Annotated in this window: 28 protein-coding genes, 1 tRNA gene, 4 pseudogenes and 1 other annotated feature; of the genes and pseudogenes, 18 read left to right on the forward strand and 15 right to left on the reverse strand. The window is 66.2% G+C overall.

The annotated features are described in order from the left end of the window. Positions 1 to 32: 32 nt before the first annotated feature. From MWU52_RS04135 to MWU52_RS04150, 4 genes are all read right to left on the reverse strand, one after another. Complete coding sequence (locus tag MWU52_RS04135) at positions 33 to 1,397, reverse strand: tetratricopeptide repeat protein (protein WP_246949751.1); 1,365 nt, start codon at positions 1,395 to 1,397, stop codon at positions 33 to 35. A gap of 161 nt (positions 1,398 to 1,558) precedes the next feature. Then, a complete protein-coding gene (locus MWU52_RS04140) occupies positions 1,559 to 2,743 on the reverse strand; it encodes a CoA transferase (RefSeq protein ID WP_246949753.1) in 1,185 nt (394 codons plus the stop codon). Next, positions 2,727 to 4,334, reverse strand: a complete 1,608-nt coding sequence (locus tag MWU52_RS04145; protein WP_246949755.1) for a thiamine pyrophosphate-binding protein — start codon at positions 4,332 to 4,334, stop codon at positions 2,727 to 2,729. The genes MWU52_RS04140 and MWU52_RS04145 overlap by 17 nt, the downstream gene beginning before the upstream one ends. Next, complete coding sequence (locus MWU52_RS04150; RefSeq protein ID WP_246949759.1) at positions 4,331 to 5,470, reverse strand: acyl-CoA dehydrogenase family protein; 1,140 nt, start codon at positions 5,468 to 5,470, stop codon at positions 4,331 to 4,333. The genes MWU52_RS04145 and MWU52_RS04150 overlap by 4 nt, the downstream gene beginning before the upstream one ends. Positions 5,471 to 5,555: 85 nt before the next feature. On the opposite strand from MWU52_RS04150, the gene MWU52_RS04155 reads away from it, so the two are divergent. Continuing rightward, complete coding sequence (locus MWU52_RS04155; RefSeq protein ID WP_246949762.1) at positions 5,556 to 6,464, forward strand: LysR family transcriptional regulator; 909 nt, start codon at positions 5,556 to 5,558, stop codon at positions 6,462 to 6,464. On the opposite strand, the gene MWU52_RS04160 is transcribed toward MWU52_RS04155, so the two are convergent. Then, complete coding sequence (locus tag MWU52_RS04160; protein ID WP_246949763.1) at positions 6,377 to 6,853, reverse strand: DUF302 domain-containing protein; 477 nt, start codon at positions 6,851 to 6,853, stop codon at positions 6,377 to 6,379. The genes MWU52_RS04155 and MWU52_RS04160 overlap by 88 nt on opposite strands. 153 nt (positions 6,854 to 7,006) lie before the next feature. On the opposite strand from MWU52_RS04160, the gene MWU52_RS04165 reads away from it, so the two are divergent. From MWU52_RS04165 to MWU52_RS04185, 5 genes and pseudogenes are all read left to right on the forward strand, one after another. After that, a tRNA-Ser gene (locus MWU52_RS04165) sits at positions 7,007 to 7,096 on the forward strand. A 295-nt stretch (positions 7,097 to 7,391) separates the two neighbouring features. Beyond that, positions 7,392 to 8,657: pseudogene (locus tag MWU52_RS04170) on the forward strand (IS3 family transposase). Beyond that, positions 7,673 to 7,789 (forward strand) — a sequence feature (AL1L pseudoknot). Its footprint overlaps the pseudogene before it by 117 nt. 44 nt (positions 8,658 to 8,701) lie before the next feature. Continuing rightward, positions 8,702 to 8,869, forward strand: a pseudogene (locus MWU52_RS04175) (integrase core domain-containing protein); the annotation flags it as partial. A gap of 29 nt (positions 8,870 to 8,898) precedes the next feature. Continuing rightward, positions 8,899 to 9,168: pseudogene (locus tag MWU52_RS04180) on the forward strand (peptidase M15); the annotation flags it as partial. Further along, entirely contained in the window at positions 9,165 to 9,422 is a 258-nt protein-coding gene (locus tag MWU52_RS04185; RefSeq protein ID WP_246949766.1) for a hypothetical protein, read from the forward strand. The pseudogene MWU52_RS04180 and the gene MWU52_RS04185, both read left to right, overlap by 4 nt. Before the next feature lie 162 nt (positions 9,423 to 9,584). On the opposite strand, the gene MWU52_RS04195 is transcribed toward MWU52_RS04185, so the two are convergent. From MWU52_RS04195 to MWU52_RS04220, 6 genes are all read right to left on the reverse strand, one after another. Beyond that, positions 9,585 to 10,103 (reverse strand): GNAT family N-acetyltransferase, encoded by a 519-nt coding sequence (locus MWU52_RS04195; RefSeq protein WP_348645488.1) that lies wholly within the window; start codon positions 10,101 to 10,103, stop codon positions 9,585 to 9,587. A gap of 105 nt (positions 10,104 to 10,208) precedes the next feature. Then, the gene (locus MWU52_RS04200; protein ID WP_246949771.1) at positions 10,209 to 10,718 is read right to left on the reverse strand and encodes an ATP-binding protein; all 510 of its coding nucleotides are present in this window, start codon (positions 10,716 to 10,718) and stop codon (positions 10,209 to 10,211) included. Between the two features lie 93 nt (positions 10,719 to 10,811). Beyond that, positions 10,812 to 11,498, reverse strand: coding sequence for a hypothetical protein (locus tag MWU52_RS04205; RefSeq protein WP_246949773.1), 687 nt, complete (start codon positions 11,496 to 11,498; stop codon positions 10,812 to 10,814). Then, positions 11,495 to 11,899 carry a DUF6326 family protein gene (locus MWU52_RS04210; protein WP_246949775.1) on the reverse strand — a complete coding sequence of 135 codons (405 nt, stop codon included), beginning with the start codon at positions 11,897 to 11,899 and terminating at the stop codon, positions 11,495 to 11,497. The genes MWU52_RS04205 and MWU52_RS04210 overlap by 4 nt, the downstream gene beginning before the upstream one ends. Positions 11,900 to 11,944: 45 nt before the next feature. Continuing rightward, a complete protein-coding gene (locus MWU52_RS04215; RefSeq protein ID WP_246949778.1) occupies positions 11,945 to 12,613 on the reverse strand; it encodes a DUF2306 domain-containing protein in 669 nt (222 codons plus the stop codon). 34 nt (positions 12,614 to 12,647) lie between these two features. Further along, positions 12,648 to 13,268: a class I SAM-dependent methyltransferase gene (locus MWU52_RS04220; RefSeq protein WP_246949780.1), complete on the reverse strand. Its 621-nt coding sequence runs from the start codon at positions 13,266 to 13,268 to the stop codon at positions 12,648 to 12,650. A gap of 149 nt (positions 13,269 to 13,417) precedes the next feature. Between MWU52_RS04220 and MWU52_RS04225 the strand changes: the two genes are divergently transcribed. The 10 genes and pseudogenes from MWU52_RS04225 (at position 13,418) to MWU52_RS04270 (ending at position 20,746) form a co-directional block, all read left to right on the forward strand. After that, on the forward strand, positions 13,418 to 14,332 hold the full coding sequence (locus MWU52_RS04225; protein WP_246949783.1) for a LysR family transcriptional regulator: 915 nt from the start codon (positions 13,418 to 13,420) through the stop codon (positions 14,330 to 14,332). Positions 14,333 to 14,515: 183 nt separating this feature from the next. Further along, positions 14,516 to 15,316, forward strand: coding sequence for an MATE family efflux transporter (locus tag MWU52_RS04230; protein WP_246949787.1), 801 nt, complete (start codon positions 14,516 to 14,518; stop codon positions 15,314 to 15,316). Further along, positions 15,317 to 15,904, forward strand: a complete 588-nt coding sequence (locus MWU52_RS04235) for an MATE family efflux transporter (RefSeq protein ID WP_246949790.1) — start codon at positions 15,317 to 15,319, stop codon at positions 15,902 to 15,904. It abuts the gene before it with no gap. Beyond that, positions 15,901 to 16,364 (forward strand): annotated as a pseudogene (locus tag MWU52_RS04240) (glyoxalase superfamily protein). The gene MWU52_RS04235 and the pseudogene MWU52_RS04240 overlap by 4 nt, the downstream one beginning before the upstream one ends. Continuing rightward, positions 16,354 to 16,674: an abscisic acid-deficient protein Aba4 family protein gene (locus MWU52_RS04245; RefSeq protein ID WP_246949792.1), complete on the forward strand. Its 321-nt coding sequence runs from the start codon at positions 16,354 to 16,356 to the stop codon at positions 16,672 to 16,674. The pseudogene MWU52_RS04240 and the gene MWU52_RS04245 overlap by 11 nt, the downstream one beginning before the upstream one ends. A gap of 260 nt (positions 16,675 to 16,934) precedes the next feature. Further along, positions 16,935 to 17,975 (forward strand): AraC family transcriptional regulator, encoded by a 1,041-nt coding sequence (locus tag MWU52_RS04250; protein ID WP_246949795.1) that lies wholly within the window; start codon positions 16,935 to 16,937, stop codon positions 17,973 to 17,975. 108 nt (positions 17,976 to 18,083) lie between these two features. Next, positions 18,084 to 18,371, forward strand: coding sequence for a DUF1330 domain-containing protein (locus MWU52_RS04255; RefSeq protein WP_246949796.1), 288 nt, complete (start codon positions 18,084 to 18,086; stop codon positions 18,369 to 18,371). 180 nt (positions 18,372 to 18,551) lie between these two features. Continuing rightward, complete coding sequence (locus tag MWU52_RS04260; RefSeq protein WP_246949798.1) at positions 18,552 to 19,379, forward strand: NmrA family NAD(P)-binding protein; 828 nt, start codon at positions 18,552 to 18,554, stop codon at positions 19,377 to 19,379. Positions 19,380 to 19,441: 62 nt separating this feature from the next. Then, positions 19,442 to 19,951 carry an anthrone oxygenase family protein gene (locus tag MWU52_RS04265; RefSeq protein WP_246949800.1) on the forward strand — a complete coding sequence of 170 codons (510 nt, stop codon included), beginning with the start codon at positions 19,442 to 19,444 and terminating at the stop codon, positions 19,949 to 19,951. 90 nt (positions 19,952 to 20,041) lie between these two features. Then, positions 20,042 to 20,746 carry a hypothetical protein gene (locus tag MWU52_RS04270; protein WP_246949802.1) on the forward strand — a complete coding sequence of 235 codons (705 nt, stop codon included), beginning with the start codon at positions 20,042 to 20,044 and terminating at the stop codon, positions 20,744 to 20,746. Positions 20,747 to 20,850: 104 nt separating this feature from the next. Here MWU52_RS04270 and MWU52_RS04275 read toward each other — a convergent pair whose 3' ends face one another. Beyond that, the gene (locus tag MWU52_RS04275) at positions 20,851 to 21,747 is read right to left on the reverse strand and encodes a LysR family transcriptional regulator (RefSeq protein ID WP_246949805.1); all 897 of its coding nucleotides are present in this window, start codon (positions 21,745 to 21,747) and stop codon (positions 20,851 to 20,853) included. 144 nt (positions 21,748 to 21,891) lie between these two features. On the opposite strand from MWU52_RS04275, the gene MWU52_RS04280 reads away from it, so the two are divergent. After that, entirely contained in the window at positions 21,892 to 22,893 is a 1,002-nt protein-coding gene (locus tag MWU52_RS04280; protein WP_246949808.1) for an NAD(P)-dependent alcohol dehydrogenase, read from the forward strand. A 285-nt stretch (positions 22,894 to 23,178) separates the two neighbouring features. Here the strand turns inward: MWU52_RS04280 and MWU52_RS04285 are convergent, their stop codons facing one another. Then, the gene (locus MWU52_RS04285; protein WP_246949809.1) at positions 23,179 to 23,709 is read right to left on the reverse strand and encodes a hypothetical protein; all 531 of its coding nucleotides are present in this window, start codon (positions 23,707 to 23,709) and stop codon (positions 23,179 to 23,181) included. 138 nt (positions 23,710 to 23,847) lie between these two features. Here MWU52_RS04285 and MWU52_RS04290 point away from each other — a divergent pair, with 138 nt between their 5' ends. After that, entirely contained in the window at positions 23,848 to 24,381 is a 534-nt protein-coding gene (locus MWU52_RS04290) for a Crp/Fnr family transcriptional regulator (RefSeq protein ID WP_246949811.1), read from the forward strand. A gap of 266 nt (positions 24,382 to 24,647) precedes the next feature. Here the strand turns inward: MWU52_RS04290 and MWU52_RS04295 are convergent, their stop codons facing one another. Then, positions 24,648 to 25,010, reverse strand: coding sequence for an alcohol dehydrogenase catalytic domain-containing protein (locus MWU52_RS04295; protein ID WP_348645517.1), 363 nt, complete (start codon positions 25,008 to 25,010; stop codon positions 24,648 to 24,650). Between the two features lie 36 nt (positions 25,011 to 25,046). Further along, entirely contained in the window at positions 25,047 to 26,324 is a 1,278-nt protein-coding gene (locus MWU52_RS04300) for a TRAP transporter large permease (RefSeq protein ID WP_246949813.1), read from the reverse strand. Between the last annotated feature and the right edge of the window lie 2 nt (positions 26,325 to 26,326).

Consider the following 26,326-nt stretch of genomic DNA (forward strand, 5'->3'; position numbering starts at 1 on the left):
TGGGCTCCGGCCTCTGTGTCCATCGCGGCAACCTAGGCGGTCGCCCCGGCCCTGCAAGAGGATGTCGCTGCATCCGCGAGTATCCGCCGCCGCACCGCGGCATACCCGTCCTCATGCCCCCCGCGCCGGGCCGTTCGGTCGGCCAGGATCGCCTCGGTCTCAGCCAAGCGTCCGGCGCGCAGGCCGGCGTCGATCGTCAACCGCTCGAACACGTCGCGCTGTGCGTGGCTGCCGCCGGCGGCCTGCATATGCGGGCGGGCCCGGGCAAGCGCGGCAAAGGCGCGTCCGTAGTCACCGTTGCCGAAAGCCTCGAGCCCGTGGGCGGCGTCGAGCCCCGGAGCAGCCATGCAACGTTCGACATCGTTGCCCCGGCGGTCGGCGTCGGCGGCCATGCGCGCGATCAGGCGGGTTGTCGCCTCCGGGCGTCCATCATTCGTCAGCGCCAGCAGATAGTGCAGATCGGCGAAGATCAGGCAGCCGTCCTCCGTCCGTGCTTCCGACAGGTCAGCCAGTTCCTCCCACCGGGTGCCGACATCGACGCCTTCCAGTTCCAAGCGCGAAAGGAGCGATGTGGCGTTCGAGATATCGCGGTAGTCGTCGGTGCGGTCCGCGCGGACATGACTGTCATAGAGGGCCAGCGCCTCATCCAGTCGACCGAGATCCAGCAACATCAGCGCCTTGTGCCACCAGACGTGGAAGCGGAAATTGTTGCAATGCGTCCAGGCCGCCTCGTGCCCCGTCAACCATGCCAGCCCGCCCGCCGCGTCCGCGGTCATGTCGTGGACATGGGCCACGGCGTGCAAGCCCCAGGCGTCGTCCGGTGCCAGCGTCAGCGCGGCGCGCCCCCGCAGGGCGGCGGCGGCGTATTCGCCCGTCTCCTCGAGCGCGAAGGCGTGGCAGCCAAGCAGATAGCCGCGCCCCGCGTGGTGGATGTCGTAGCGCGGCAGCACCGCCTCGACCGACGCGCGCATGCCGGTGCCGTCGCCGATCACGAAGCGCAGGGCGTGGCTCATCTTCATGGCCAGCGTGTCGGTCGGGGCATCCCGCAGGATGGCCTCGAACGCGGCGATGCCGTCGCGGAACCGGCCATCGAGCACATGACCCAGCGCATCGACGAAGTGCCGCTCCCGCGCATTGGCGCCGTCCAGGCGGGTGCGCGCCGTGGCAAGGGCGCCGCGCGCCTCCGCCATCAACTCGCGGCGACCAAGCAGCACGTAGAACAGGCCGCGCAGCGCATGGCTGGCAGCATGGTCCGGTGCCAGATCCAGCAGGCGGCCCAGGTGAACCGGGGTGGCCGCACCATGCGCCAGAAACGCGCGCACCGTGGCGTCCCACTCGGCGATCGCCGCCGGATCCGTCAGGCTAACGGGCTGCTCGAGATGGTCATGGCGGGTCATGGCGGCTCCGGAACGGTCAGGGCATCTGATCCGACACCTATCGGGCCGACCCCGCCCCTCCTATAGCGCAGCGGGGCGCATGACGGACATGTGAGGGGGCGTCATCGCCGCATGGGCGGAAAGCCGAGGCAATCCCGACGCTTCGGGCGCCTTCCCGCCGATCACTCCTCGGCGAAAGGGTCGTCGCGCGACAGCCGGTCGGTATCTGCGCCGAAACGCGGCGGCGGGTGGCGATAGGTGACCGGCGTGGCGGACAGCTTGAGGGGGTTGCCGATCAACGGCAGGGTCAGGCCGTTCGCCTCCATGTCCAGCACCATGCCGCGCACCTTTGCCTGCTCGGAGGCGAAGACCTGCGGCAGCGTCTGCACCGGCCCGACCGGAACGCGCGCACCCTCCAGCCCATCGATCACCGCTTGCGTCGTGCGGGCCCGGATCGCCGGAACCAGATGTTCGGCCAACGCATCGCGATTGGCCAGACGGGCCGGGTTGGTGGCGAACCGCGCGTCCCCGGCCAGATCGGGCAATTCCAATACCTGGCAGAACCGCGCGAACTGACGATCGTTGCCGACGGCAACGATCACATGGCCATCGGCGGTTTCATAGACGCCGTAGGGCACGATATTGGGATGCCCGTTCCCGCGCCGGAGGGGTGCCTCGCCCGACAGGCGCGTGTTGACGCCCTCGTTGATCATCCAGGCGATCTGGCTGTCGACCAGGGCCACGTCCACCTGCTGACCCTCGCCCGTCGCCTCGGCATGGCGCAGGGCGGCCAGAATGCCCACGCAGGCATACATGCCGCACATGACGTCGGCGATGCCAACGCCCACCTTCATCGGTTGGCCATCCGGCTCGCCGGTCAGGGACATGATCCCGCCGTACCCCTGCGCCATCAGGTCGTAGCCCGGCTTGGATGCGTTCGGCCCCGTCTGGCCGTAGCCCGAGATGGATCCGTAGACGAGCTTGCCGTTCACCTCGCGAAGGCTGTCGTAGTCGAGGCCGTACTTCGCCAGACCGCCGGGCTTGAAATTTTCGAGTAGGATATCGGCCACGCCCGCCAGACGCCGAATCTGCGCCTGCCCGTCGGCGGATGCGATATCGATGGCAACCGATAGCTTGTTGCGGTTCGCGCACATGAAATAGGCCGAAAGATCCGTATCTTCCGCGCCGTCCTTCATGTAAGGCGGGCCCCATTGCCTGGTATCGTCGCCGCCGGTCGCCGGGTTCTCGATTTTCAGGACGGTCGCGCCCAGATCGCCCAGCAGCTGCGAACAGGTCGGGCCCGCCAGGATCCGGCTCAGGTCGAGGACGCGAACGCCCGCCAGCGGCCCCCTAGATGCGTCCGTCATAGGCCATCCTGTCGATCTCGGCTGCGATCAGCGTGAAGGTGTCGCCGGCCAGCGCTGCAGTCATGGCCGCCCGCAGACCGTCGCGGTGGCGCACGGTGACGCCGTGGCCGCCGAAGGCACGGGCCACGGCGGCGTGGTCGGTCGATCCGAAGTCGACCCCGGCATTGGGCATCTGCCGCTGGCGCTGCTTCAGCTCGATCAGGGCGAGCGATCGGTCAACGAAGACGACGAACACGACCGGCAGCCCCAACGCCTTGGCCGAGGCCAGCTCCCCCGCGACCATCAGGAACCCGGCATCGCCCATGAAGCCCACCACCGCGCGATCGGGCGCCGCGCGCTTGGCACCGATGGCCAGCGGCAGGGCGCAGCCCATCGTGCAGAGACCGGTCGATTGCAAAAGTGTCCGCGGCGCGTCGCAGGCCCACATCTGGCTGAGCAGGATGCGATGCGCGCCCGAGTCCACCGTGGCGATGGTGCCGGGCGGACAGACCTCGCGGCAGACTTCGATCACGGCGCCGGGCCCCCACGGCTCGGCGGCGAACGCGCCATGCAACGCCGTCCGCCTGTCCGAGACGTCCCAGACCCGCCCGCCTTCCACCCCGTCCGAGATCGCGGCCAGCGTTTCGCCCACCGGTGCGATCACTTCCAGGGTTGCACCGTGCATGCCGTGCAGGTTGGCGTCGTGGGCGATGTCGATGACGTTCTGGCTCTCCGGGTTCCAGACCTCGCGCCACCCGGTACGCATCTCGATCGGGTCGTAGCCCGCCAGGATCACCAGATCCGACTCCCGAAACAGTGGCAGCAGGTGCCCGTCCGCCTTGGGCGACAATCCGGCCCCGCCGAGCGACAGCGGATGATCCTCGGCCAGCAGGCCCTTGCCCTTGTAGGTCGTGACCAGCGGGACGGAATGCGCCTCGCAGAACGCCCGGATTGCCGGCCCGGCATCGTCGCGAACAGCGTCTAGGCCGGCCAACATGATCGGCCGCCGCGCCTCGGCCAGCCAGCCGCGCGCGCTTGCCAGCGCCCCTGCCCCGATCGCGCCGGTCGCCGTCGCCGGCCTTTCGACGCCCCCCTCGGGCGCAGGGGCGTCGGCCACCGATATGGGCACGTCGATCAGGACCGGACCGGCCCGCCCGCCGGCCGCGCCGGTCGCGATGCGGACGGCCTTGTCGACCTGCACCGCCGCAACCTCGGGCACCAGGGTGAAGGTCGCCTTGGTGATGGGCGCGAAGACGGCGCGATGGTCCAAAACCTGATGCGTGTAGTTCTCTGCCTCGGCGGCATCGACGCAGCCTGTCAGCACGATCATGGGCACGCGATCCTGCTCGGCATTCGCGACGACGTTGACCCCGTTCATGGCCCCCGGTCCGACCGTGGCGACCAGGATCGCGGGCGCCCCGTCGACGTGATGCGCGCCTTCGGCCATGAAGCCGGCCGCATTTTCGTGATGGCACAGCACGAACTCGATCCCCGCGCGGCCGAGGGCGTCCAACAGCGTCAGCACCTCGCCCCCCGGCATCCCGAAGGCACGCCGGCAACCGGCGGCATGCAATCTGCGGGCAAGGGCGTCGGCGGCGCGAAGCGATGTCATTGCGCCGCGATACCATCCCGGACGTTGGCTTCAAAGCCCTCCGCGCGCTGCGGCAGCTTGCGCGCGAGAACGTGAGCGGCGATCTGGTTGCGCAGCACCTGCGCCGTGCCGCCGCCGATGGTGAACATGCGCACGTCACGGTACATCCGCTCCAACGGGGTGCCGTCGCCGTAACCGGCCGCGCCGAACATCTGCAGCGCCCGGTCGACCACCCGCACCGCCGTCTCCGACGCCATCAGTTTGGCGCGGGCCGCTTTGGTCCGGTCCGGCAAGGGCATATCCCCCGCCGCATCCATCAGCATGAGGCGAACGGCGGCGAGTTCCGTGTCCATGTCGGCCAGCATCCATTGCAGGCCCTGGAAATCGGCCAGCGGCTGCCCGAACTGCCGACGCTCGAGCAGATGGTCGCGCGCCAGGTTCATCGCTTCGGCGGCGACGCCCAGGGCGATGGTGCCGGCGCCAATCCGCTGCACGTTGTAGGCCGCCATCAGATCGCCGAACCCGGCATTCAGCACGTTGGCGTCGGGCACGAAATGGTCGTTCAGATGCAACTCCGCCTCGGGCATGCCGCACAGGCCCATGGTCCGCTCCAACCGGGCGACGGTCAGACCCGGCCCCGGTCGGGTGAGAAAGCCGCGGATCCCGTCATCGGTCTGCGCGAACACGAGGTGAAGCTGCGTCACGCCCCCGCCCGTGATCCAGTGTTTGCATCCGGTCAGACGCCACCCGCCGGCCACGGGAACGGCGCGGGTGGTCATGGCCCGCGCGTCGGACCCGGCCCCTGGTTCGGTGATGCAGATCGCGGGCTTGTCGCCGGCCAAGACCGTCCGTGCCCAATCCGCCTGCTGCGCGGGTGTGCCGTAGGCCATGACCGCCGTCAGCGCGCCCATGTTCCCCTCGACGACGATCCGCGCGGTCAGGGTGCAGGCCCCGGCAATAACCTCCACGACCGGCAGGATTTCCGCCAACGGGAGGTCCGGCCCGCCCAGTCTCCCTGGAACGCTCATCCCCATCAGGCCGGCCCCGACGAGATCGGCGACGTTCCGATGCGGATACCGGCGCTCCCGGTCCCACAGGCCGGCGCGGGATGCGAAGACCGGTGCAAGTGCCTTTGCGCGTTCCAGATGTTCGGACATGACGCCTCCTTCGACAGCAGCATCGCCGCTCGACAAGATCAAGTCCATGAACTTAGGTTGGCAAGAAAATACAGGAAAGTTGAACTTGCAGAACCGCGACCTGACCACGCTGCGCATGATCGCCCGCACCGGCAGCTTTCGCGAGGCCGCCGAGCGTCTGAACATGACGCAATCGGCGGTGTCGATGCAGATGAAGGCCCTGCAACGGAGCCTTGCCGCATCGCTCTTCGATCGGAACACACGTCCGCCGACCCTGACGCCGCTGGGGCGCGCTGTCGCCGCGGCCGCCGGCGACGTGCTGGCGGCCGAGGCCCGGCTGCGCGATCTGACGGGCCCGGACGCGCCGCTGGCCGGGACGTTCCGGATCGGCCTGGTCGCCAGCGCGGGGCCCCGCCTGTTGCCGGGGTTCCTTCCCCTGTCGGCGCGCGCCCTGCCCCATGCCCGGTTCACATTCCGCACCGGCCTGAGCGAGACGCTGGAGCAGGACGTGGCCCGCGGCATGCTGGATGCCGCCGTCGTCACCGCCACCGGCGTTCCTCCGGGCGGTCTCCGCCACCGCGGCCTGATGCGCGACCGCCTGTTGCTGGCCGCGCGGGCCGACCTGCCCGAGGACGCGCCGTTCCTGCAGTTCGCCCCCTCGACGGGGATCGGTCGGCTGATCGCGGCGGCCCTTCCCGAACATCGCGCGATGGCCGAACGGCCGCGCGTCGTGCTGGACCATGTCGAAGCGATCCGGGCCTGCGTCGCCGAGGGCGTCGGCGCGACGATCCTGCCCGAGAGCGACCTGGCCGGGATCCGCGGGATCGAATGCACCGCGCTTGCCCGGTCACGCGACCTTGTCCTGGTGACCCGGATCGGCACGAAGCTGGATGCGCAGGCGGCGATGTTCGCCGAACTTCTGACGGGTCAGCGCAGCGCGGCATCCGCGACGGCGGCGAAGGCCGCATCCAGTTCGCGCGCGACCTCCTCCAGCGCCGGAGCCTCGGACGCATAGGGCGCCAGCACCACCGACGGCAGCTTGTAGGAGAGCGTCGCGCTGTCATCGGCATTCTCGGTCACGTAGACCCGGATCGGCGCCTCGATCATCGCGGGCGTCGAAAGCCGCAGGATCCGAACGGCGAAATCGTTGTTGAACAGGCCGATCACACGGTTGCCCGGAATGTCGACCCCGCGCCGCGCGGCGGCATCGGTCGGCCCGGCCATGGTCACGACGGCCAAGCCCCCGGCGGCGGCGGCCCTGCGCGTGGCATCCACGAGGTCGTCGAACCCCTTGGCCGAACGCGTCACGACCCAACCGTCGCGCGTCGTGATATCGGCCACGCCCTGGGCAAAACACGGCAACGCCAGGACGAGGCAGAGCGGAAGGGCACGCAGGAAAGGCATCTCGACCTCCGGTTCGTTCGCGTCGATACGGCCATGTTGGCGCGTCGCCGGCAAGACCCGGGGCGATCACGTTCGCGGCAGCCGCGCCACACCCGGCGGGCCGGCCGAAACCGGTCTTGCGAACCCTGCCCGCCTTGTCATAGACCCGCCCGCGGAGCGGTGGCCGAGTGGTCGAAGGCGCACGCCTGGAAAGTGTGTAGGCGGGAGACCGTCTCGAGGGTTCGAATCCCTTCCGCTCCGCCACGATCGCACTGGCTAGACTTCATTAAGCTGTTGGAGTGTAAAAATTTTCCGGGTGATTGTGGTCTGAGGGCCTGCGATTTCGGGCATTTTGCTACACATTTTGCTACACATGTCGTTTTGTCGGTGCCGCCGCGCATTGCAGCCAAAGCGTAGAAACACCACCGGTTGACTAAATGCTCCCTCGCGTTTGTTTGAAGGTATGTGTGGAAGGCGTGAGCCCCGTTGTGGCGTCTAAGCTGATCTGAACCGCCCCGGGTTTGCCGGTGGCTCCAACTCTTGAGTAGATGGAGTCATCATGAGCAAGACGACGAACAGGTTTTCCCCTGAAATGCGTGAGCGCGCCGTTCGCATGGTCCTCGACAATCCGGGTCAGCATGGATCGCGCTGGCAGGCGATCGCCTCGGTGGCCGCGAAGATCGGATGCTCCGCGAACACATTGAACGGCTGGGTCAGGACGGCCGAGGTGGACAGCGGGCGGCGCGTTGGCATCCCAAGCGACTTGGCTGAGAAGATGAAGGCGCTCGAGCGGGAGAATCGGGAGCTGCGCCAGGCGAACGAGATCCTCAGGAAGGCGTCGGCGTATTTTGCCATGGCGGAGCTCGACCGCCGGTCGAAATGATGGTGAATTTCATTGACGCGCATAGGAGCGCACACGGGGTCGAGCCGATCTGCAAGGTGCTGCCGATCGCCCCGTCCACTTACTGCGACCACCTGTCGAAGCGGGCTAACCCAGCTCGCCTGTCTGACCGTGCCCGCCGCGATGAGGCCCTGCGACCCGAGATTCGTCGTGTCTTCGAAGGGAACTGGCGGGTCTACGCCGTTCGCAAGGTCTGGCGACAACTCGTCCGGGAAGGGTCCGATGTCGCATGTTGCACCGTGGCCCGGCTCATGAAGGACATGGGCATTCAAGGCATCATCCGCGGTAAGCCGCACCGGACGACGATCCCAGACAAGAAGGCGCCATGTCCACTCGACAAGGTGAACCGGCAGTTCCGCGTGCCTGCCCCGAACATGCTGTGGGGTCGTTCATCGTGGCGCCATCGGTTCAAGCCCGATGGACGACGATTTCACCTACGTGGCCACCTGGAAGGGCTTCATCCATGTTGCCTTCGTCATCGACGCTTATGCCAGGCGGATCGTGGGCTGGCGGGTCAGCACCTCGGCCCATGCAGGGTTCGTTCTCGATGCCTTGGAACAGGCTGTTCACGAACGTCGGCCAGCAAAGGGGATGGGGCTGGTCCACCACTCCGATCGCGGCTCCCGATACCTGTCCATCAAGTATACGGAGCGGCTCGGCGAGGCTGGCATCGAGCCATCCGTCGGCAGTGTGGGCGACAGCTACGACAACGCACTGGCCGAGACAATCAACGGCCTGTTCAAAGCCGAGGTCATACACCGACGCGGCCCGTGGCGCAGCTTTGAGGCCGTGGAATACGCAACCCTCGAATGGGTGGACTGGTTCAACAAACGCCGTCTGCTCGAGCCCATCGGGAACATCCCACCCGCAGAAGCCGAAGCCAACTTCTACGCAGCTCTGGATACCGAAGCCGAGGCTGCGTAGCTAACGAAACTCAGCCTCCGGCAAACCCGGGGCGGTTCAAATATCTCAACGAGCACCTGTTCCCAACTCTGCGCCAAGCCCGCCAATTAATTGCGGCATGGCGCGATGACTACAACCATCACCGCCCGCACTCGAGCCTCGACGGGCTCACCCCGCGGGAGTATCACCAAAGGTCGAGAGATGACCAAACCCTGAACAGAGCTAACATATAGACGCGGACTCCAGGGGGAGCAGGTCACTGGCGACGGCCTTCGCGTCGGAGACGCAGCCCGCACGCGAAGTGCTGGTCGACAGCCGCACCATGAAGGGCGGTGGCGCGGCGGGTGTTGCGACGCTGGGTACCGCAGGTGTCGAGGTGGCGCAGAGCGTCCTAGCGGAGACCCAATCCGCGATCCTGCCGCTGGTCCCGTATCTCGACACCCTGCGCTGGGTGTTCATCGCCGTCGCGCTCGGGGGCATCGCGGTCACGATCTATGCCCGGCTTGACGACTGGAAGCGGGGGCGTCGGTGATCGGCGGACTCGTCGCCACGCTCGCCGGATCGGCATGGGCGCGCGCGGCGCTCCGCTACGGCGTAATCGCACTCACGATCCTTCTGTTCCTGCTTTCCCTGCGCCGCTCCGGCGAGCGGGCTGGTCGGCTGGCCGAACGGCTCGAGACCATGGAGAAAACCCATGACGCCCAAAGACGGATGTTCGAGGCGGCGGCGCGTCGCCCTCGCTCTCGCGATGATCTGGCTCAGCGGCTGCGCGACGGTCAGATCTGACGTCGACGAACGCGGGGCCTGTCCTCCTGTCGTCGAGTACAGCCCGGAGTTCCAGGCGCGAGCCGCCGAGGAACTGGCTCTGGTGCCAGAGGGCTCGGCGATAGCGGGGATGCTGGCGGACTACGCGGTGATGCGGGAGCAAGCGCGAACGTTTTGGTTGGACTAAGTCCCCGAGTGAACGCATTGCGCTGACGTGCGCAAGTCGGCGCTCTCAGTCTCGAGCCGGAACTTGAGGAACTTGGCCCCGTCATACTCGATCTCGCCGAGCGACTGAGCACCGATTTTTCGGAGCGCACCGAGGTTCTTTCGGGAGGGTGGCAGAAGAAACGTTACGAAAGGGATTCGAGCATCCGCAACTGCAAAGTCGATGGCTTTGCCAGAGATCCGCCTCCCGAGCCCGAAAGCGTCCGGCCGCAGCACCAGTCCGAAATCCCACTCGTCTCCTTCCCTCTGGAAACCGCCCCAGCCGACATATCGGCCATCTGCCAGAAACGCCCAATGGCCGAGCCCGTCTCGCGCCCAGCAGGCTTCCTTCATGGCGACGAACTTGGCTGCCGCGGCTTCGTCCCAAGCCGCGGTCAGCAGCGGCATGTGCTCTGCCACGCGCGGATCGGACATGTGGTCCGCGATTTCCGCCGGCGCGATCTCCGACAACCGAACGAACGCAATTTCACTTCTCAAGATGACGTCCTCTGGTGTCGACGCGTGGAGTCGCTTGTCCTGTAAAGCAGGCTTTCGCGCATGCGCAGGTTACGGGTTCCAGGGATGGGTTGAGCGTTCGGTCGGTCATGGGGCCGGCGCCTCGGGTATTTCTGCTTCATTGCCATGGCAAAGGATCGTGAACCCTTCATCCACCGCCGGTTCCGTGAAGTAGCCGGTCATTTCGTGGAACAGGGCGTCTGTCACAACGAACGGATGATCGCCCGAGTTATTGCGCGCGCGCAGCCTCGCGAGGCAGACCTTGTCCGGAACGTCGAGTAGGTGCAGCACGTGTGCGACACCGGTGGCCTCGATGATTACCTTGAACCAGCGGCGTTGGCCGTGCGTGTTCGCCGGGAAATCGAGGACGACCGACACGCCCGCCCGGAGGAGTGCCATGACGTGCGGTTTCATGGCGGCCTTGATCCTGCGCGAGCATGAGACGTAGTCCTCACGGGTCTGCAACTCTTCTCCGAACAGGGCGTCGAGCCATGCGTCCTCGGTGATGAGAACGGTGTCCGGCTTCGCGCTCAACCGGGCCGCCAGCGTCGACTTCCCCGAAGCGATCTTGCCGCAAAGGATGTGCAGTTCAGGCATTCCGCTGGGCATCAATGTCGTCTCCTCTAATCCTGTACCTTCGGCGCAAAGCGCCTTCGCAATCCCTGCGCGCACCCCGAGTTGCACTGGCGCTCAAACGAAGTGTCGTAACCATTGACTCAGTCGCTCCCCGAACCCCGTGACTTCGGCCAGCAAGACGAGGGCCGGCACCGGCGCCACGGCGAAAGCCACGCAGGCGAGAAACGCCGGGTAGGTGAAAGTCCGACTGTACCCGACCGCCATCGCGATGCCACCGCCGCCGCCGATCACGGTATTGCCCGGCATGTTGATCAACAGGGCGAGGGCAAGCCACCGAAAACGCATCAATCCGTGGATCCACGGGCGATTCCGCAGTCCTTCCAAGAGCGAAGTGACCGCATCCGAGGCCAGCGGCACGTTCCCAAAGGACGCGGGGCTTCGAGATCGGGATGCAAGCCGCCCGACCGCAAAGGCGATCGACAGCGCCAGCACCGTTGCGGCATAGACTGGCCATGCCATGGCAGCGCCGAACACGAGCAAAAGCGCAAGACCGATCTCCGCACCCGGCACGAAGGGCATGACGAGCAGAACGGTGTAGAGCAACAGGAGCGCCCAAACCGTGACCCGCGACGCCGATGCCTCGTCCCGCAATGCCGAGAGCATCGGCGAGACGTCCAGCTTGATCGCTACGCTCACGGCTGCGGCAAGCGTGAGGACGATGAGAGCCGTGCGCCCGCACCTGCGAAGACTGATGCCGGCCGGTACCGCGCGGATCTCGTTCGTGGGAACGTTGTGGTTCATGGGTGCGCCGGTTCGGACTGGTCTTCCCGCCAGCGCCACGCGATCCAGGATATGGAAGCGAGGGCGCAGAACGCGACGCCGAAATGGAGCACATCGTCCATGTCGATGGGCGGCGCCATCAGGGCCGGGCCTGCGGTGAAGATCACCCCGAACGCGCTCACCGGCCGCAGCCAGCGCCGCTCGAGTACCAGCGAGAACAGGACCATCGAGATGGGCACGAGCGCGAAGAAGCCGCCCATCAGCATCAGTTCGTCCGTGATCAGAATCCCGTTGTAGTAGCCCGTCAGCAGCATCTCGAGGTGAGACTTCAGCACGAACTGGTGGATGTCGCGGAAGATGATGTTCAGCAGGATGAACAGCCAGAGCGCGGACAGGAGTGTGTGAGGGTCGAGTTTTCGCATTTCGGTTTCTTCTTTGTTCGGAGTTTTCTGGCATTTGGCTTGGGGTCACGGCCCGCTGGAGATCGCCGCAGGCTGCTTACGCGTTGCGAAGATACGCCCGATGAGGAACTCCGCGACCGCAAGGTTGATGACCCACGCGCCAACCATCAGGAGGTCGCGATCAAGGCCGAGCGGCTCGGTCTTCATGAAGATCATGGCAAACAGGAAAAGCGCCGTCTGTGTCGAGGCTCCCTGGCCGATCGCATAGGCGCGCAGCATCGCGGCGCGATGCGGAGCGGTCTCTCTCGCGCGGATCGCGACGACGGCCCACACGATGAAGGCGACCATCGCGAGGCTGAGCGTGACCCGGGCCCAGTAGAGCAGCGGTCCCTGCAGGGCGTCCGGAAACGCGTAGGCCATGGTCATCCAGAGCCCGGTGAGAGCGCTGACGCATCCCGCTAGCGCCACGATCCGCCCGAGGATCCGATGCAGAACCGGGCGGTGGCGCCGCAGGCTCGGCAGGAACTGCAACGCTCCGACCAGGCAGAAGATCGAAGTGCCGAGGATGTGCAGGGTGATCGGTGTGGGATCGATCACCGCGCGCGGGTTCGGCGGGATGACCATAGGACCGCCGAGAAGCTCGGGAATCCGGAGCAGACCGAACGCCGCCGGGATGAAGGAGTAGAGGACGATCAGGACGAGGAATGCCCATTCGCGACGGCTGATGAAATGCATGCTTAGGTCTTTCAGAAGAGCGGCTCGGACTGCGTCAAGCGGGCTTGCACGCGACGAAGATCGGGCTCATGCGCCTCGAGCCGAGGTGCGACGTGCGCTCGATCGTGAAACCTGCGTCCTCAAGATATCGGACGAGGTCCGCCTCGCTCAGGGGCGTCACGCGCGGTGCGATACGGAGCGCGGTCAGCGCGGGTATCATCGCGCGGATCGGCCAAGCGGCGGCCTTCGTGCACACCGTCTTGGACAGGAACAGACCGTCCGGTTTCAACTGTGCGACGACGGCTGCCAGAACCCCGGGCACGTCCTCCACGAGGTGCAGCAGGCTGAACGCGAAAATCGCGTTGAAGGGCGCCCCGGCGACAGACTCGGCCGCGTCTGCGTGGAAGAACGCGACGTTCGCCGGAGCGTCGGCGCCGAGCTTCGCATTGGCGATGCCGATCATGGCGCTGGAGCCGTCGGTGGCGGTGTAATGGGCGGCGTTGGGCGCGAGGCGCAGGGCGGTGGTCCCTGTGCCGCAGCCGATCTCGAGCACGCGATCACCGGGCTTCAGGAGCGACGCGGCGAGCGCAAGCTTTTCCTCGTAGGCATTGGGATCGTCCACGGGCTTGCGGGCGTATTTGGGCGCGATGCGGTCCCAGAAGAGTTGAGTAGCCATAGGTCGATCCGTCGGAGAGCTTGTTTTCAGATGGACGGGGCGGCGCGCCGAAGCTGTTGACGGGTCGCTTCCCGGTGTCGCGAGCGGTATCGCCATGCACGCGCGATTGGTCGATTGCCGAAATTCATCCATCTGCTATACGCGGATATATGAACTGGCAGGCTATCTCCTTCGACTGGAACCAGGTGCGCGCCTTTCTCGCGACGGCCGAGGAAGGCTCCTTCAGCGGCGCGGCGCGCGTTCTGAAGACGACCCAGCCGACCGTCGGGCGTCAGATCGGCGGTCTCGAACAGGCGCTCGGCGTGACCCTCGTTGAACGCAGCGTCCGGGGGCTCACTCTCACCGAAGCGGGACGTGACTTGCTCGACCATGTCCGCGCGATGGGCGAGGCGGCCACGCTGATCTCTATGGTCGCCGACGGCGTGTCCCAGGACGTCTCCGGCGAGGTCACGGTCACGGGGACCGACCTGCTGTCCGCTGTAGTGCTTCCAAGTGTCTTGAAACCGTTGCGGGAGGCTGCGCCGGGCGTCCGGGTCCGCATCCTCGCGTCGAGCGAGATGGAGAACCTGACGCAGCGCGACGCCGACATCGCGATCCGCCATGTCCGGCCCGACCAACCGGATCTGATCGCGCGGCATCTCGGGGACTTCCGCGCCAACCTCTATGCCGCATCGGACTACCTTGACAGGGCGGGCCGCCCGCGCACGGCGCGCGACATTGCCGACCATGACTTCGTCGGCAACGCCGATCCGGAACGCCTGATGGCCCCGTTGCACAACATGGGCGCACCTGTCCGCACCGACAGTTTCGTCATGTCGAGCGCGAACGGCATTGTCGCGTGGGAACTGCTGAAGTCAGGCTACGGCGTCACCATGGTGCCCGAAGTGCTCGCTGACGCCGAGCCCGGACTCGAGAGAGTCTTGCCCGCCTTTCCGTCGCTCGAGTTCCCGATCTGGCTCGTCACGCACCGGGAGTTGCAGACCAGCCGCCGCATCAGGGTGGTCTTCGACCTGCTGGCGCGTGGGCTTGCCGAGCGCGTGGGGCGTAAAAGCCGTTCCGCTTGACAAGAGTGCGTCGGCCCCTCTAGCAGGCGCGCAGATAACAGACGTCTGCCGCCCGCCGACATTCGTCACGGTGAAGTTCTGTAAGCTGACACGATCTTCGTCATCCTCGGCACCTGTCGCGCGGATGGTAATGCGGGCCCCGTCCAGTCCTTGCGCGACCTGAGCCGGAAGGAAAACGGGGTCATGTCGTCCCAGACAAGTTCTTTTCTTACAGGGCCGCTCGGCCCGATCTACGCGCGCACGGCGCTTCCCATCATCTTCGTCATGGGCATGAACGGCGCGCTCGCCGTGGTCGATGCCCTGTTCCTGGGGCATTTCGCGGGACCGGAGGCGCTGGCCGCCGTCACGCTGATGTCTCCGCCTTACATGCTGATCGTGGCGCTGGCGACGCTGGTGTCCTCGGGCATGTCGAGCATCCTCGCCCGCCAACTCGGCGCTTGGCGGGTGAACGAGGCGCGCGCCACGTTTTCCGCAGCGCACGGGCTTGCGACTTTCATGGGGCTGTTCCTCATCGTGCTTTTCCTGGCCTTCGGGAAACCCGTCGCGCTTCTCGCGGCCGGCGGATCGGAGACGTTCGCCGCGATGCGACTGATCTATCTTCGCATCACCGTCTTCGCCGCGCCCTTGATCTTCGTCCTCTCGGTCAATTCCGACGCCCTGCGCAACGAGGGGCTGGTGATATTCATGGCCACGATGAGCCTGCTGGTCTCACTCAGCAACATGGCGTTCAACTACGTGTTGATCGGTCTTCTGGACATGGGCGTGGCGGGGTCTGCCTATGGCACGGCGCTGGCACAGGCCCTGGCGCTCGCCATCATCCTGAGCTTCCGCATCTTCGGCGATACAGGGCTCACGCCGTCCGCGCTCTGGCACCATTCGCCGCTGTCGGGTTGGCGGGGAATCCTCGCGCTCGGCGCGCCGCAGAGCCTCAACTTCTTCGGGCTGGCGCTCGGGTCGGCGGCGATCATAGCGGCCCTCCAATAGGTGGAGGCGCCGGACTACGACGCGACCGTCTCGGCCTATGGCATCGTCACGCGGCTGATCACCTTCGCCTTCCTGCCGCTTCTTGGTCTCGCCCATGCGATGCAGACGATCACGGGCAACAACTACGGCGCGGGCGCCTTCCAGCGCAGCGACGCGAGCCTACGGACAGCGGTTATCGCGGCCTTCGGCTATTGCCTGGCGCTGCAGATCGTCATGACGGTCTTCGCGGAACCGATCGGTGCGGCCTTCGTCTCGGACCCGGTCGTTATCGGAGAGGTCGCGCGCATTTTGCCGGTGATCTCGGCGGGGTTCTTCGCCGCCGGGCCGCTGATGATGATCGCCATGCATTTCCAGGCCATCGGTGACGCGGGCTGCGCGGCGATCCTCGGACTGTCCAAGCCCTATCTCTTCGCGATGCCGCTGACGTTCGCGCTGGCCGCGGCGGTCGGTGAGAAGGGCAACTGGCTGGCCGCGCCGGTCGCGGAGGTTCTGCTTCTCGGGCTGACCGGCCTCGTCCAAGCGCAAGTGGCCCGGGCGCAAGCCCTGCGCTGGGGTCTCTTCACTAGAACTGAGGGGGTGCGGGCATGACACGCGACCTGCCGACGATCTCGGAGGCGAAGCAGGAAGCTAAACACCTGCGTGCCACCCTCGCCGAACGGGGCGAGGCGATCGGCCACGCGCAGGCGCTGGAGCGGACAGCGCAAGCCCACGGCTACCGCGACTGGAACGCGTTTCACGCCGCGTTGCGCGACCAGCCGCCGCAAGGCTGGGAGATCGGCGGGCGGGTGACCGGGCGCTACCTCGCGCACCCCTTCGCCGCGACGGTGCTGGCCGCCGACCAGTTTCGGCCCGGGTGGTTCCGGCTGGTGCTCGACCTGGACGCAGCCGTGGACGTGGTCCGCTTCAAAAGTTCTCGAACCTGCGCAAGCGGATCCGGGTCGAGGTCGGGCCGGAAGGTAACTCGAAGGAGCGAACATCGGACGGCACGCCGCATGTCCTGCTGGATCTCACGCAACCGGGTTCTGTGAGGACATCCCATGAACCATGAGTTGATCTTCTCGCTCGCCGGGCTGATGGCGATGGCCGGTTGGGCCGCGCTCCTGCTGTCGCCACTCATTCCGGTCTGGTCGGACCGGATCGCGGGATTTGCCGTTCCCGGCATTCTCTCTGCAGGCTACGTCGTGATCCTGTTCGCCTTTCCTGCCCCTAGTGGCGGGTTTGGCAGCTTCGCCGACGTGAGGGAGCTCTTCTCACACGCCGATGCGCTCATCGCGGGGTGGATCCATTTCCTCGCCTTCGACCTCCTGATCGGCGCGTGGATCTGCCGGCGCGGGCGGCAGGAGGGTCTGCCCTTCTGACCGGTCGCGCCGTGCCTGCCCGTGACCTTTCTGTTCGGACCGGCGGGGTTCCTGCTGCTCCAACTGGTCCGGGCCGGTCATGGCTTGGCGGTCACCCGTCATCCATGACGCCCGTCGCAAAGCCTGACCGTCACCACCTCAACATCGCAGTGCATTTCTGAATGCTGCCAGCAACAACGCTTGGTGGAACAGGGGTTCGCCTCCAAGCTTCCCCGGCTGTTGGAAAGGCCTTGCCGCCATCTTGGCAGCGATCGGCTTGCTTGGAACTCGCGCCCATTCCGCGTAGAGTTTCGATCGTGGGCTACGTCACCTCTCTCTTCGCGCGCAAGGTCGTCGCCGCGGCGAGCTATGCCGTCGACGGCGCCGCGCTCCTGCGAGGGGCGGGTGTCGATCCGGAAGGGCCATGGGACCCGAAGGCGATGCTGCCCGATACCGCCTATTATGACCTGCTCGAACGGATCGCGGCGCTGACCGATGTGGCCGACTTGCCGCTGCGGACGGGGGAGTCCATGCGGCTCGACGAGTACGGTGCCCTCGGCCTCGCGTTCAAGGCGGCAACGACGCTGGGCGGGTCCTACGCCCGGGTCGAGCGCTATGCGCGGCTCTGGACCAGTGTTGTCGAATACGAGCTTCGGCCCGATCCCGATGGCACGCTCTTCATCCTGCACAGGGCCGGCGAACGACGGCTGGGCCTGCGTCTGTCCAACGAGGCGACGCTTGCAAGCGCGATCTCTCTCGCCCGGCAAGTCAGCCCGGTTCCGGTGACGCCGCTGCAGGTTTTCCTGCGCCACGGCGGGCCCGGATCCGTTGCCGCGCACGAGGACTGGTTCGGCTGCCCGGTCCGGTTCAACGCCGGGGCCGATGCGATCCTGTTTTCGCCCGAGACGCTGGCGCAGCCCAACATCCTCGGTGACGAGGGGATTTCTAGGTATCTCGCGTCGCACCTCGATGCCGAGCTTGCCGAGATCGCCGAGGAGGTCACGCTGGTCGGCCGCGCGAAGGACGCCATCGCGCAAGCGCTGAACGAAGGGCCTCCGCGGATGGCGGATATCGCGCGCACACTCGCCCTGAGCGCGCGGTCCTTTCACCGAAAGCTGTCGGAGCATGGGGTAAGCTTCCAGACCCTGACCGAGGAAACCCGCCGCGACTTGGCGATCGGGCTTCTGCGCGACGACCGGCATTCCCTGGCCGAGATCGCCTTCCTGACCGGCTTCGCCGAGCAGAGCTCCTTCACCCGGGCGTTCAAGCGATGGGTCGGCGATACCCCGGCCAGCTACCGGAGAGGAAGGGCCGGACTGTGAGCTTCGCTTTGGCGGCGGGGAGCAAAAGCATGGCAGATGCAGTCAAGCGGGGACCCCGCGAAACGTGCGAAATCTGAGGACGCAACACGTCACTCATGGAGGTTTCCTATGACCGCATTTCTCGTCGCAAACGTCACCGTTCGGAATGCCGAACAGATGGAAGCCTATGCCGTCGCTGCTGGCCCCACGCTCGAAGCGTATGGTGGAGAACTGATCCTCGACGGCCAGCTTTCTGAGACGCTTTCAGGCTCCTGGGACGCGCCGGGCGTGGCGCTCGTCCGCTTTCCCAGCGTCGAGGCCGCGCAGATCTGGTACAACTCGCCGGAGTATCAGGCGCTGGCTCCGCTCAGGACCTCGGCGGCCGACATGGACATCGCGCTGTTCGCGACCGCCTGAGCCTTTCCGATCCATCACAGGAAGTAGCGGCGCCGGTGATTCCGGCGTCGCTTTCGTTTGACTTGGTGCTCCGACCAAACGCTTGGCAATGTAGGTCAAGTCTCTGGCATCTCCGGTCAAGAACGCGGGCGGTCAGTCCCCTTACTCTTTGGGCATCAACTCGAACCTAGGGAGAGACCCATGCAAGACCAACCCATCCTCGTCATCGGCGCCACCGGCAAGACCGGAGCCCGCGTCGCCGCCAAGCTGGAGGCCAAGGGCCTTCCTGTCCGCCGCGGCTCGCGCAGCTCCTCCACGCCCTTTGATTGGGAGGCGCCGGAGACCTGGGCGCCCGCGCTGACGGGCGCGCGCGCCGCCTACGTCACCTACTTCCCCGATCTCGCCTTCCCCGGCGCGGTCGAGAAGCTTGAGTCGTTCGTCGAAACGGCGAGGGACGTCGGCGTCCCGCATCTCGTCCTGCTCTCGGGCCGGGGGGAGCATCACGCACGGCTGGGTGAAGAGGTCGTTCGCGCCTCCGGCATCGACTTCACCCTCGTTCGCGCCGCTTGGTTCGCGCAGAACTTCTCGGAAGGCTACCTGCGCGACCCGATCCTCGCGGGCGTCCTGCCTATGCCGGGGGGCGATATCCGCGAGCCGATCATCGACATCGAGGACATCGCCGACGTCGCCGTCGCCGCGCTGACCCAGGACGGCCACCGGGGTAAGCTCTACGAGGTTACGGGGCCGCGGCTGATGACCTTCGCCGAGATGGCGGACGTGCTGGGCCACGCCACGGGCCGACCGATCCGGTACATCCCCATCGGCTTCGACGACTTCTACGCGAATGTTGCCGCCTCGGGCGGCAGCTTCGTCGCGGATGTCTTTACCGCCATCGCGCGGGAAACGCTCGACGGGCGGAATGCCCACACCACCGATGGCGTGATGCAGGCCTTGGGCCGTCCCCCGCGCGACTTCGCCGAGTTCGCCGCTGACGCCGCCCGGGCGGGCGTCTGGTCCAGCGCCGCCTGATCTCCGGGAGCGTGGGGGCGGTCCGTTCCCGCGTCTTCCTTCAACCCCTGAAAGGAAACGCCATGTCCACCACCTTCTTCGTCCTCCTGCAGCTCTCGATCCTCGCCTATGCGCTGGTCGCAGGTGTCTTTCTCGCCTTCTCGGACTTCATCATGCGCTCGCTCGCGCTGACTGGCGGCATGGGCGGCGTCGAGGCCATGCAGGTCATCAACCGCGAGGTCTTTCGCTGGGTCTTCATGGCCCTGTTCCTCGGCATGGCCGCGGTGTCGGTCCTGATCGCAGGCTATGCCTGGGTCGCGCTATCCGGCCCGGCGGGAACGCTGATCGGCCTTGCGGCGCTGGTTTATCTCATCGGCTGCTTTGGCGTCACGGTCGCTTTCAACGTTCCAATGAACGAGGCGCTGGCCGGGATGGAACTGAGAAAAGAGACCACGCGCGACTACTGGCTGCAGACCTACGTGCCGCGCTGGACCTTCTGGAACTCGGTCCGCACGGGGGCCGCCGCGCTCTCGGCCGCGCTCCTGCTGTTCGGGCTGCTGTGGATGACCCAGATCCAGTCGCAGCCTGCCTGACGACCCCGCGGCGGAGCGGAACGACCCCGGGTTCCGCCCCGCCGCCAAGGCCCCCTACATTCCCACACATCCGCCCAGCGAGGCCATCGGATGAACGCGCTCGAAAAGGTCAATATTGCCATCCTGCTGGCGACGATCACCTACATCATCGCCATCAACAGCCTCCTGAGCGGGACGGACCAGATCGGCCCGGGGATGCGCTGGTTCATCACCTTCCTGACGAGCGTCGGCCTCTTTCGGCTGCTCATCATTCTGGTCTACTGGATCATCCGTGCCTCGGACACGCTTCTGGCCATCTACCACCAGGGGCGCTTCCTCAAGGGGCTCTGGACCTACCGCTACGAGGTCGACGGGGTGCCGCACACGGGGATCTGGCGGATCTCGCAGGACCTCGCGTCGATCTCGATCACCGGCTACGGCATCGACGCGAAAGGCCGGATCGACAGCCATTTCCGCAGCGTCAGTCCACTTTTCGAGCATCAGGGCGTCGAAGAGATCATGTTCGCCCGCACCGACACGACGACCGGCGACGAGCATTTCGCCAAGACGACGCTCTACGTCGATCGCCTCGGCCGCCCGAACTGGCGCTCCGGCCCGACGTTCATGCGGGCCCAATCGGTGCTCTACGGCCACGACGAGGACGGCGCCCGTCACGCAGACATCATCCTGCGGGGGGCAAACCTAGGCCAGAGCGAAGCCCGGATAGTCGAGGAGATGTGCGGCGCGGCGCGGGCCGGGCTCCTCGCACTGGACGCGAGCCGACCGCCCGCAGACCGACCGGCGCTCGTGTCCTGAACCGAGCTGCGCGCCGCGATCGCCGCCTCTCGCTTGTTCGCGGCCATGTTGATCCAGACCCAGCCATACGTCTCCACACCGCTCGCTCCGGCGTGGAATGTGCCTTACGCCAGTGGTGCGGCAGACTTTGGTGGACGGCTGAGCGCCTCGGCCAGCATGTCGAACACCACCCGCACGCGGCGGGATGTGCGTAGCTCGCGATGGGTGAGCAGCCACATCGGCACCGGCACGCTGAAGCCCGGCGCCGCGCGCGCGATATCAGGGTCGGCCAGCGCGATCTCGTCCATCATCAGCCCCACGCCCATGCCGCGCCGGACATAGGCCCATTGCACAAGATGCGCCTCGCACAGGATGCGGAACTGGCGTGCCTCGATGGGATAGCCCCGCTCGGTCAGGGCGCGTGCCATGTTGGCGCTGCCCTCGAAACCGATGAAATCGGCGCGCGAGAGGTCACCGCCGAGCCGCTCGAGGTAGTCGCGCCGGGCAAACAAACCCGCAGAGCGGTCGGGCGTGCGGCGCGCGATCAGGTCGCCTTGAGTGGGCTCGGCGTTGCGGATCGCGATATCGGCCTCGCGCAGTTGCAAATCGCTCTGCTGGCCGGTGGCGACGATGGTGATCTCGATATCGGGATGGGCGGCGCGCAGGCTCTCCAGCACGGGGGGCAGGATGAACGCGCTGACCGCCTCTCCGGCGGTGATGCGGATTGGGCCATCGAGGCTCTGGCTCCGCCCCGAGGCCGTCAGCACCACCCTCTGCGCGGCCTCGCCCATGGCGCGCACATGCTCGAGCAGGTCCAGCCCGGCGGGGGTGACGATGAGGCGCTTGCCGATCCGCTCGAATAGCGTCACGTCCAGCTCGCGCTCCAGCGCCTCGACCTGCCTGCCCACAGTGGGCTGAGCCAGTTTCAGCACCCGCGCCGCAGCCGAGAGACTGCCGGTCTCGGCTGTGGCGAGAAAGGCCCGAGCGCGGGCCCAGTCGAAGCGCAAGATGTCCCAATTCATGCATATATGCATAAACGTAAAGCCATTTTGGTCAATTCATCATGCGTATATGAAGGTGTATTCCGGGGTCGGTCGCAACGCCATCCCCACGGAGCCCCCATGCACTTCCAGTCCCAAACCCCGACCCAATCCCTTCCCGCCACTATGACCGCCGCCACCACCCGTCGCTATGGCGGGCCGGAGGCGATCGCGCTTGAAACAATGCCCGTCCCGCGCCCCGCTCCGGGCGAGGTGCTGGTGCGCATTCATGCCTCCGCCGTCACCACGGGCGACTGGCGCTTGCGCGGCGCGGCCTACCCGAAGGGTCTGCGTTTTGTCGGGCGGCTGGCAACGGGCCTCTTCCGCCCCCGCCATGTCGTGCCAGGCGTGACCTTCTCGGGAATCGTGGTCGCCACCGGCGAGGGCACGGCACGGTTCGCGGTTGGCGAGCCGGTCTTCGGCGCGCTTAACCGGGGCGGGCACGCGGAATACATCGCCGTGCCCGAGACCGCCGCCATCGCCGCCAAACCGCTGAGTCTGACCCATGCGCAGGCCGCCGCGCTGCCCTTCGGCGCCGCCACCGCCGATCACTTCCTGCGCCATCTGGGCCAAGTCCAGCCTGGCGAGCGGGTGCTGATCACCGGCGCCTCGGGCGCGGTCGGCCATGCCGGCATTCAGATCGCGAGGGCGCTGGGCGCGCATGTAACGGCGCTGACCTCGCCCGGGAACGTCGATTTCGTGCGCGACCTCGGCGCGGACGAGGTGATCGACTACACCCGCCAGGACGTCGCGCAAGCGGGTGCCAGGTTCGACGCAGTGTTCGACACGATCGGCCACCTGGATTTCGGTCGGGCGCGCGGGCTCCTGCGGCGCGGTGGGCGCTATCTCACGAACGAGGGCGGCTGGCGCGAGGGGCGGCAGATGCTGGTCCCGTGGCGGCGCCATGGCCATGCGGTGCGCTTCGGTATCTCCGAGCCGGATTCAGTACAGCTGACGCGCCTCGCGGAGCTGGCCGAGGCGGGCAAGCTGGCCCCTGTGATCGAGCGAAGCTTTCCGCTGGAACAGATCGCCCGCGCGCATGAAGCGGTCGAGACCCGCCGCCGCCGTGGCGTGATCGCTTTGGACATGCGCCCGTCCGAGGCGCAGCCGGTACCCGCGGCTGCCTGACCTTGCGTGGCTTCTCTAAGCAAATACTTCGGTCACAACCTCGAGCGCGGCAACGTCGTCCAGAACATGGGCCTGCGGGCAGGGCAACATCACCAAGCTGCGCGTTGGGTGGCTGGTCTGACATGTCTGCTTCCCTGCCATGCTCTGGCATCAGGCGCATAATCGAGTTGACCGTTGGTACAAAGACCCCTCGTTTTCCGTCAGTTTTGGCGGTTTGGGATGGAGGCTCGGAGCGCGCCGGGCGAAACCGGAGCGCATCGAGTCCCTCATTCCGCGAGGCACGGGTCAAGCGCGCTGCCTCGACATGCGCCTGAGCAGGACCGATGCCACAGCGGCAACGACGGCAAGTATAGCAGCCGACGTCAGAGCGGACTTCAGCATCGTCGCTGTGCTTGAGGCCTGTACCAGCGTAGGGTCCGCCCCAACGAGCAGCATCAGGCCTATCCCGAGGTTTTCCAGATAGTCGAAGGTCGCGGCCAGGATAGCCAATGGTACGCCCATCCTGGTCATCAACGTCGGCCCGAACTTGGCGGCACGCCATCGCAGCGTTGATATCAGGGTCAGCGCCAGCAATGCCGGGTAGAGCGTATCCAGAGGGAGCTGGCGCATGAGATAGTATTGGCGCCCGGCCTCACCAAGCGCCTCCAGCAGCACCGCGGCATCGACCTGTGAATACCCTGTGGGTCGCAGATCGAACGGCAGCACCACTGCGAGATCGGTCAGATATCGGAGCGGTCCCAGCACCATGACGAGGTAGATCATAATGGCACCCAGCCCAAATAGGATTGCCAGCTTGCCGCTATGCCCAATTTTCATTTGAAGAACTCCTGTCGCGCTTGGGATATGAGTGTTTGGTAGGGGCACCTTGCTGGCGAGGCATTGTCTTTTGTTAACGGGGCGGCAGACATGCAGATTGCAAGCAACCATGCACAGGACCCACGGGTTTTCGGCCGCTTGGCCACCGCCGATGCGCACACCTTGGCCGGAGCGTTCGAGGCCAAGGCCGTTGCGAAAGCCCATCACCTCGCGCGACAGGGTGATCCCGATGACAAGGAATACATCCTGTTGTCGGGGAAGATGGTCAGTCTGATCGGTGACGCCGAAGGGCACGAAGTGTGCGTTGGCTTTTTCATCGGGCCGTGTGTGATCACGCCCAATCTGGCGCGCACTGCCGCCGGCAAGTCGCTTGTCAGCCTGAGAGCAGAGACAGAGGGACAAGCCGCATCAGTGAAAGCCGCGGTCCTGCTGGACCTGATGCGTGGGTCGCCCGCGATCGAGGATTGGGCCGATGCCGTCTTGCGTGCCGAACTGGAGCGCAAGACAAGCCGGGAATGGAGCCTCGCCGCACTCAAAGCCAAGGAGAGGCTCGAGTGGTTTCGCAGGTTCTATCCTGATCACGAAACCCTGTTCACTCACAGTCAGATCGCGTCGTTCCTCGGAATGACGCCCGTGACGTTGAGCCGACTACGAAATCCGAGCGGATCATAGTAATCTTTATATATTCCAGTATCTTAAGGAACAGAGAAAGTTGGACGTCAGGCCCATCCCCTCCGCCACTATTTCCCGACAGAATGCGCCCGTCTCCTCCGGGAGCAGGAGATTGAAGCAGCTTGGGCCTGCGGCGCGCAGATCGTGCCGCGCCAGCGACTGCCACGCGTTCGTCCACGTATAGTGGCGCAGTCGAGCGGGCTCGAGGTGAGGCGCATTGGCACGCATGAGCGTGGAAATCTGCCACGCAGGCTCCCTCGCAGCGGTCAGAGCGGGTCCTTCAGCCGGCCCAACCAATTCCAGCCGATCGATTGTCGGAACTGATCCGGCAGACATTCGACCGTTTGCCCGCAGTCGGCGGAAGGATGACTGGGCTTCGCGGCCACCGGATCGCGTTCGGAGAGATCGCCGACGCCCTCTCCCAAGGCGACGACATGGCCCGCCGCCTTGCGGCCCCGGATGATCGGCTCCCGCACGCGGATCGTGCCGATGTCGCCTTTCTGCCGGTGATGCAGGTCCGATCCGCAGATTCCGCCCGCGCCGATTGCGACGGTGACCCCGCCCTGTCCCGTCGGTGTCGGGCCCTGCCTTTCGATCCTCAGGTCGCCCTTGGCGTGGAGACGGCAGATGCGGACATGTCGGTCACGGAAGTTCCGATGCGGGGATCAATTGGCCACGAGGCGGGGCAGCCAGGTCGAAAGGGCCGGGATGTAGCTGACCGCCAGCAGAACCAGGATGTTGGTGGCGAGAAACGGCAAGATGGCGCGGATCACCGGTGCCAGGGGAAGCCGTGCGATGCCCGCACAGACGAAGAGGCAGACACCCACCGGGGGCGTGGTCAAGCCGATCATCAGGTTCAGAACGGCGAAGGTTGCGAAATGGATCGGATCGATGCCCACGGCCGACGCGAGCTGGAACAGCGGCACGAAGAGAATGATGAGCGCGGCGATGGTCTCCATGAACATGCCGACGAAGAGCAGAAGCAGGTTGATGACGAGGATCACGAAGAACGGATTGTCCGAGATCGACAGGACCCCGTCCGCGATCATCTGCGGAATGTGCTCCGACACGAGGATCCAGCCGAAGACGTTGGCGAAACCGACCAGCGCCAGGATACCGGCCGAGGCGACGGCGCTGTCGATGACGATCCCCGGCACGGCGCGCCAGGGAAGCTCGCGGTAGATGATACCGCCGACGAGAAGCGCATAGACCGACGCGACGATCGCGGTCTCGGTCGGCGTGGCGAGACCCGAAAGCAGCCCGTAGATGATCAGCCCGGTCATCGCCAATGCCCAGGAAGCCGATCCGAAGGAGCGAACGACCTCGCCCCAACCCCGCCATTCCTGGCGCGGGAAGTTCTTGCGCTTGGCGATGATGTAGGCCGTGACCATCATGGCCAGCCCCATGAGGATGCCCGGGATCGCGCCGGCCACGAACATCTGCCCGACCGAGATACCCGCAAGCGAGCCCACGATGATCATCGGCACCGAGGGCGGAATGATCGGCCCCACGGTCGACGACGCCGCCGTGACGGCCGCCGAGAAATCCGCCGGGTATCCCGCCTTCTTCATGCCGGGGATCATCACGCCCCCGATCGAAGCCGCATCGGCCACAGCCGTGCCGGTGATGCCGCCGAACAGCATGGACGCCGCAATGTTCGTCAGACCCAGGCCGCCCCGGACCCAGCCGACAAGCGCCGAGGCGAAACGGATGATGCGATTGGTGATGCCGCCCCGGTTCATGAGGTTCCCGGCGAGGATGAAGCCCGGGATGGACAGCAGAACGAAGATATCCATCCCCGCATACATCTTCTGCGGTATCGCCACGGGGTTCAGGCCCGCGGCGAGGATATAGGCCAGCGAGGACAGCCCCAGCGTGATGGCCACGGGCACCCCGATGACCAGGCCCCCGACGAACACCAGAAACAGGATTGTCACGTCCAAGG

The organism is Jannaschia sp. S6380, assembly GCF_023015695.1.
Lineage (GTDB): Bacteria > Pseudomonadota > Alphaproteobacteria > Rhodobacterales > Rhodobacteraceae > Jannaschia.

Coding starts and splice junctions, on each gene's coding strand:
- MWU52_RS04270 (WP_246949802.1), top strand. CDS start 20,042: ATGAACGCGCTCGAAAAGGTCAATATTGCCATCCTGCTGGCGACGATC.
- MWU52_RS04255 (WP_246949796.1), top strand. CDS start 18,084: ATGACCGCATTTCTCGTCGCAAACGTCACCGTTCGGAATGCCGAACAG.
- MWU52_RS04205 (WP_246949773.1), bottom strand. CDS start 11,498: ATGAACCACAACGTTCCCACGAACGAGATCCGCGCGGTACCGGCCGGC.
- MWU52_RS04275 (WP_246949805.1), bottom strand. CDS start 21,747: ATGAATTGGGACATCTTGCGCTTCGACTGGGCCCGCGCTCGGGCCTTT.
- MWU52_RS04260 (WP_246949798.1), top strand. CDS start 18,552: ATGCAAGACCAACCCATCCTCGTCATCGGCGCCACCGGCAAGACCGGA.
- MWU52_RS04220 (WP_246949780.1), bottom strand. CDS start 13,268: ATGGCTACTCAACTCTTCTGGGACCGCATCGCGCCCAAATACGCCCGC.
- MWU52_RS04265 (WP_246949800.1), top strand. CDS start 19,442: ATGTCCACCACCTTCTTCGTCCTCCTGCAGCTCTCGATCCTCGCCTAT.
- MWU52_RS04225 (WP_246949783.1), top strand. CDS start 13,418: ATGAACTGGCAGGCTATCTCCTTCGACTGGAACCAGGTGCGCGCCTTT.
- MWU52_RS04210 (WP_246949775.1), bottom strand. CDS start 11,899: ATGCGAAAACTCGACCCTCACACACTCCTGTCCGCGCTCTGGCTGTTC.
- MWU52_RS04215 (WP_246949778.1), bottom strand. CDS start 12,613: ATGCATTTCATCAGCCGTCGCGAATGGGCATTCCTCGTCCTGATCGTC.
- MWU52_RS04145 (WP_246949755.1), bottom strand. CDS start 4,334: ATGACATCGCTTCGCGCCGCCGACGCCCTTGCCCGCAGATTGCATGCC.
- MWU52_RS04140 (WP_246949753.1), bottom strand. CDS start 2,743: ATGACGGACGCATCTAGGGGGCCGCTGGCGGGCGTTCGCGTCCTCGAC.
- MWU52_RS04280 (WP_246949808.1), top strand. CDS start 21,892: ATGACCGCCGCCACCACCCGTCGCTATGGCGGGCCGGAGGCGATCGCG.
- MWU52_RS04135 (WP_246949751.1), bottom strand. CDS start 1,397: ATGACCCGCCATGACCATCTCGAGCAGCCCGTTAGCCTGACGGATCCG.
- MWU52_RS04160 (WP_246949763.1), bottom strand. CDS start 6,853: ATGCCTTTCCTGCGTGCCCTTCCGCTCTGCCTCGTCCTGGCGTTGCCG.
- MWU52_RS04150 (WP_246949759.1), bottom strand. CDS start 5,470: ATGTCCGAACATCTGGAACGCGCAAAGGCACTTGCACCGGTCTTCGCA.
- MWU52_RS04200 (WP_246949771.1), bottom strand. CDS start 10,718: ATGCCTGAACTGCACATCCTTTGCGGCAAGATCGCTTCGGGGAAGTCG.
- MWU52_RS04245 (WP_246949792.1), top strand. CDS start 16,354: ATGAACCATGAGTTGATCTTCTCGCTCGCCGGGCTGATGGCGATGGCC.
- MWU52_RS04285 (WP_246949809.1), bottom strand. CDS start 23,709: ATGAAAATTGGGCATAGCGGCAAGCTGGCAATCCTATTTGGGCTGGGT.
- MWU52_RS04230 (WP_246949787.1), top strand. CDS start 14,516: ATGTCGTCCCAGACAAGTTCTTTTCTTACAGGGCCGCTCGGCCCGATC.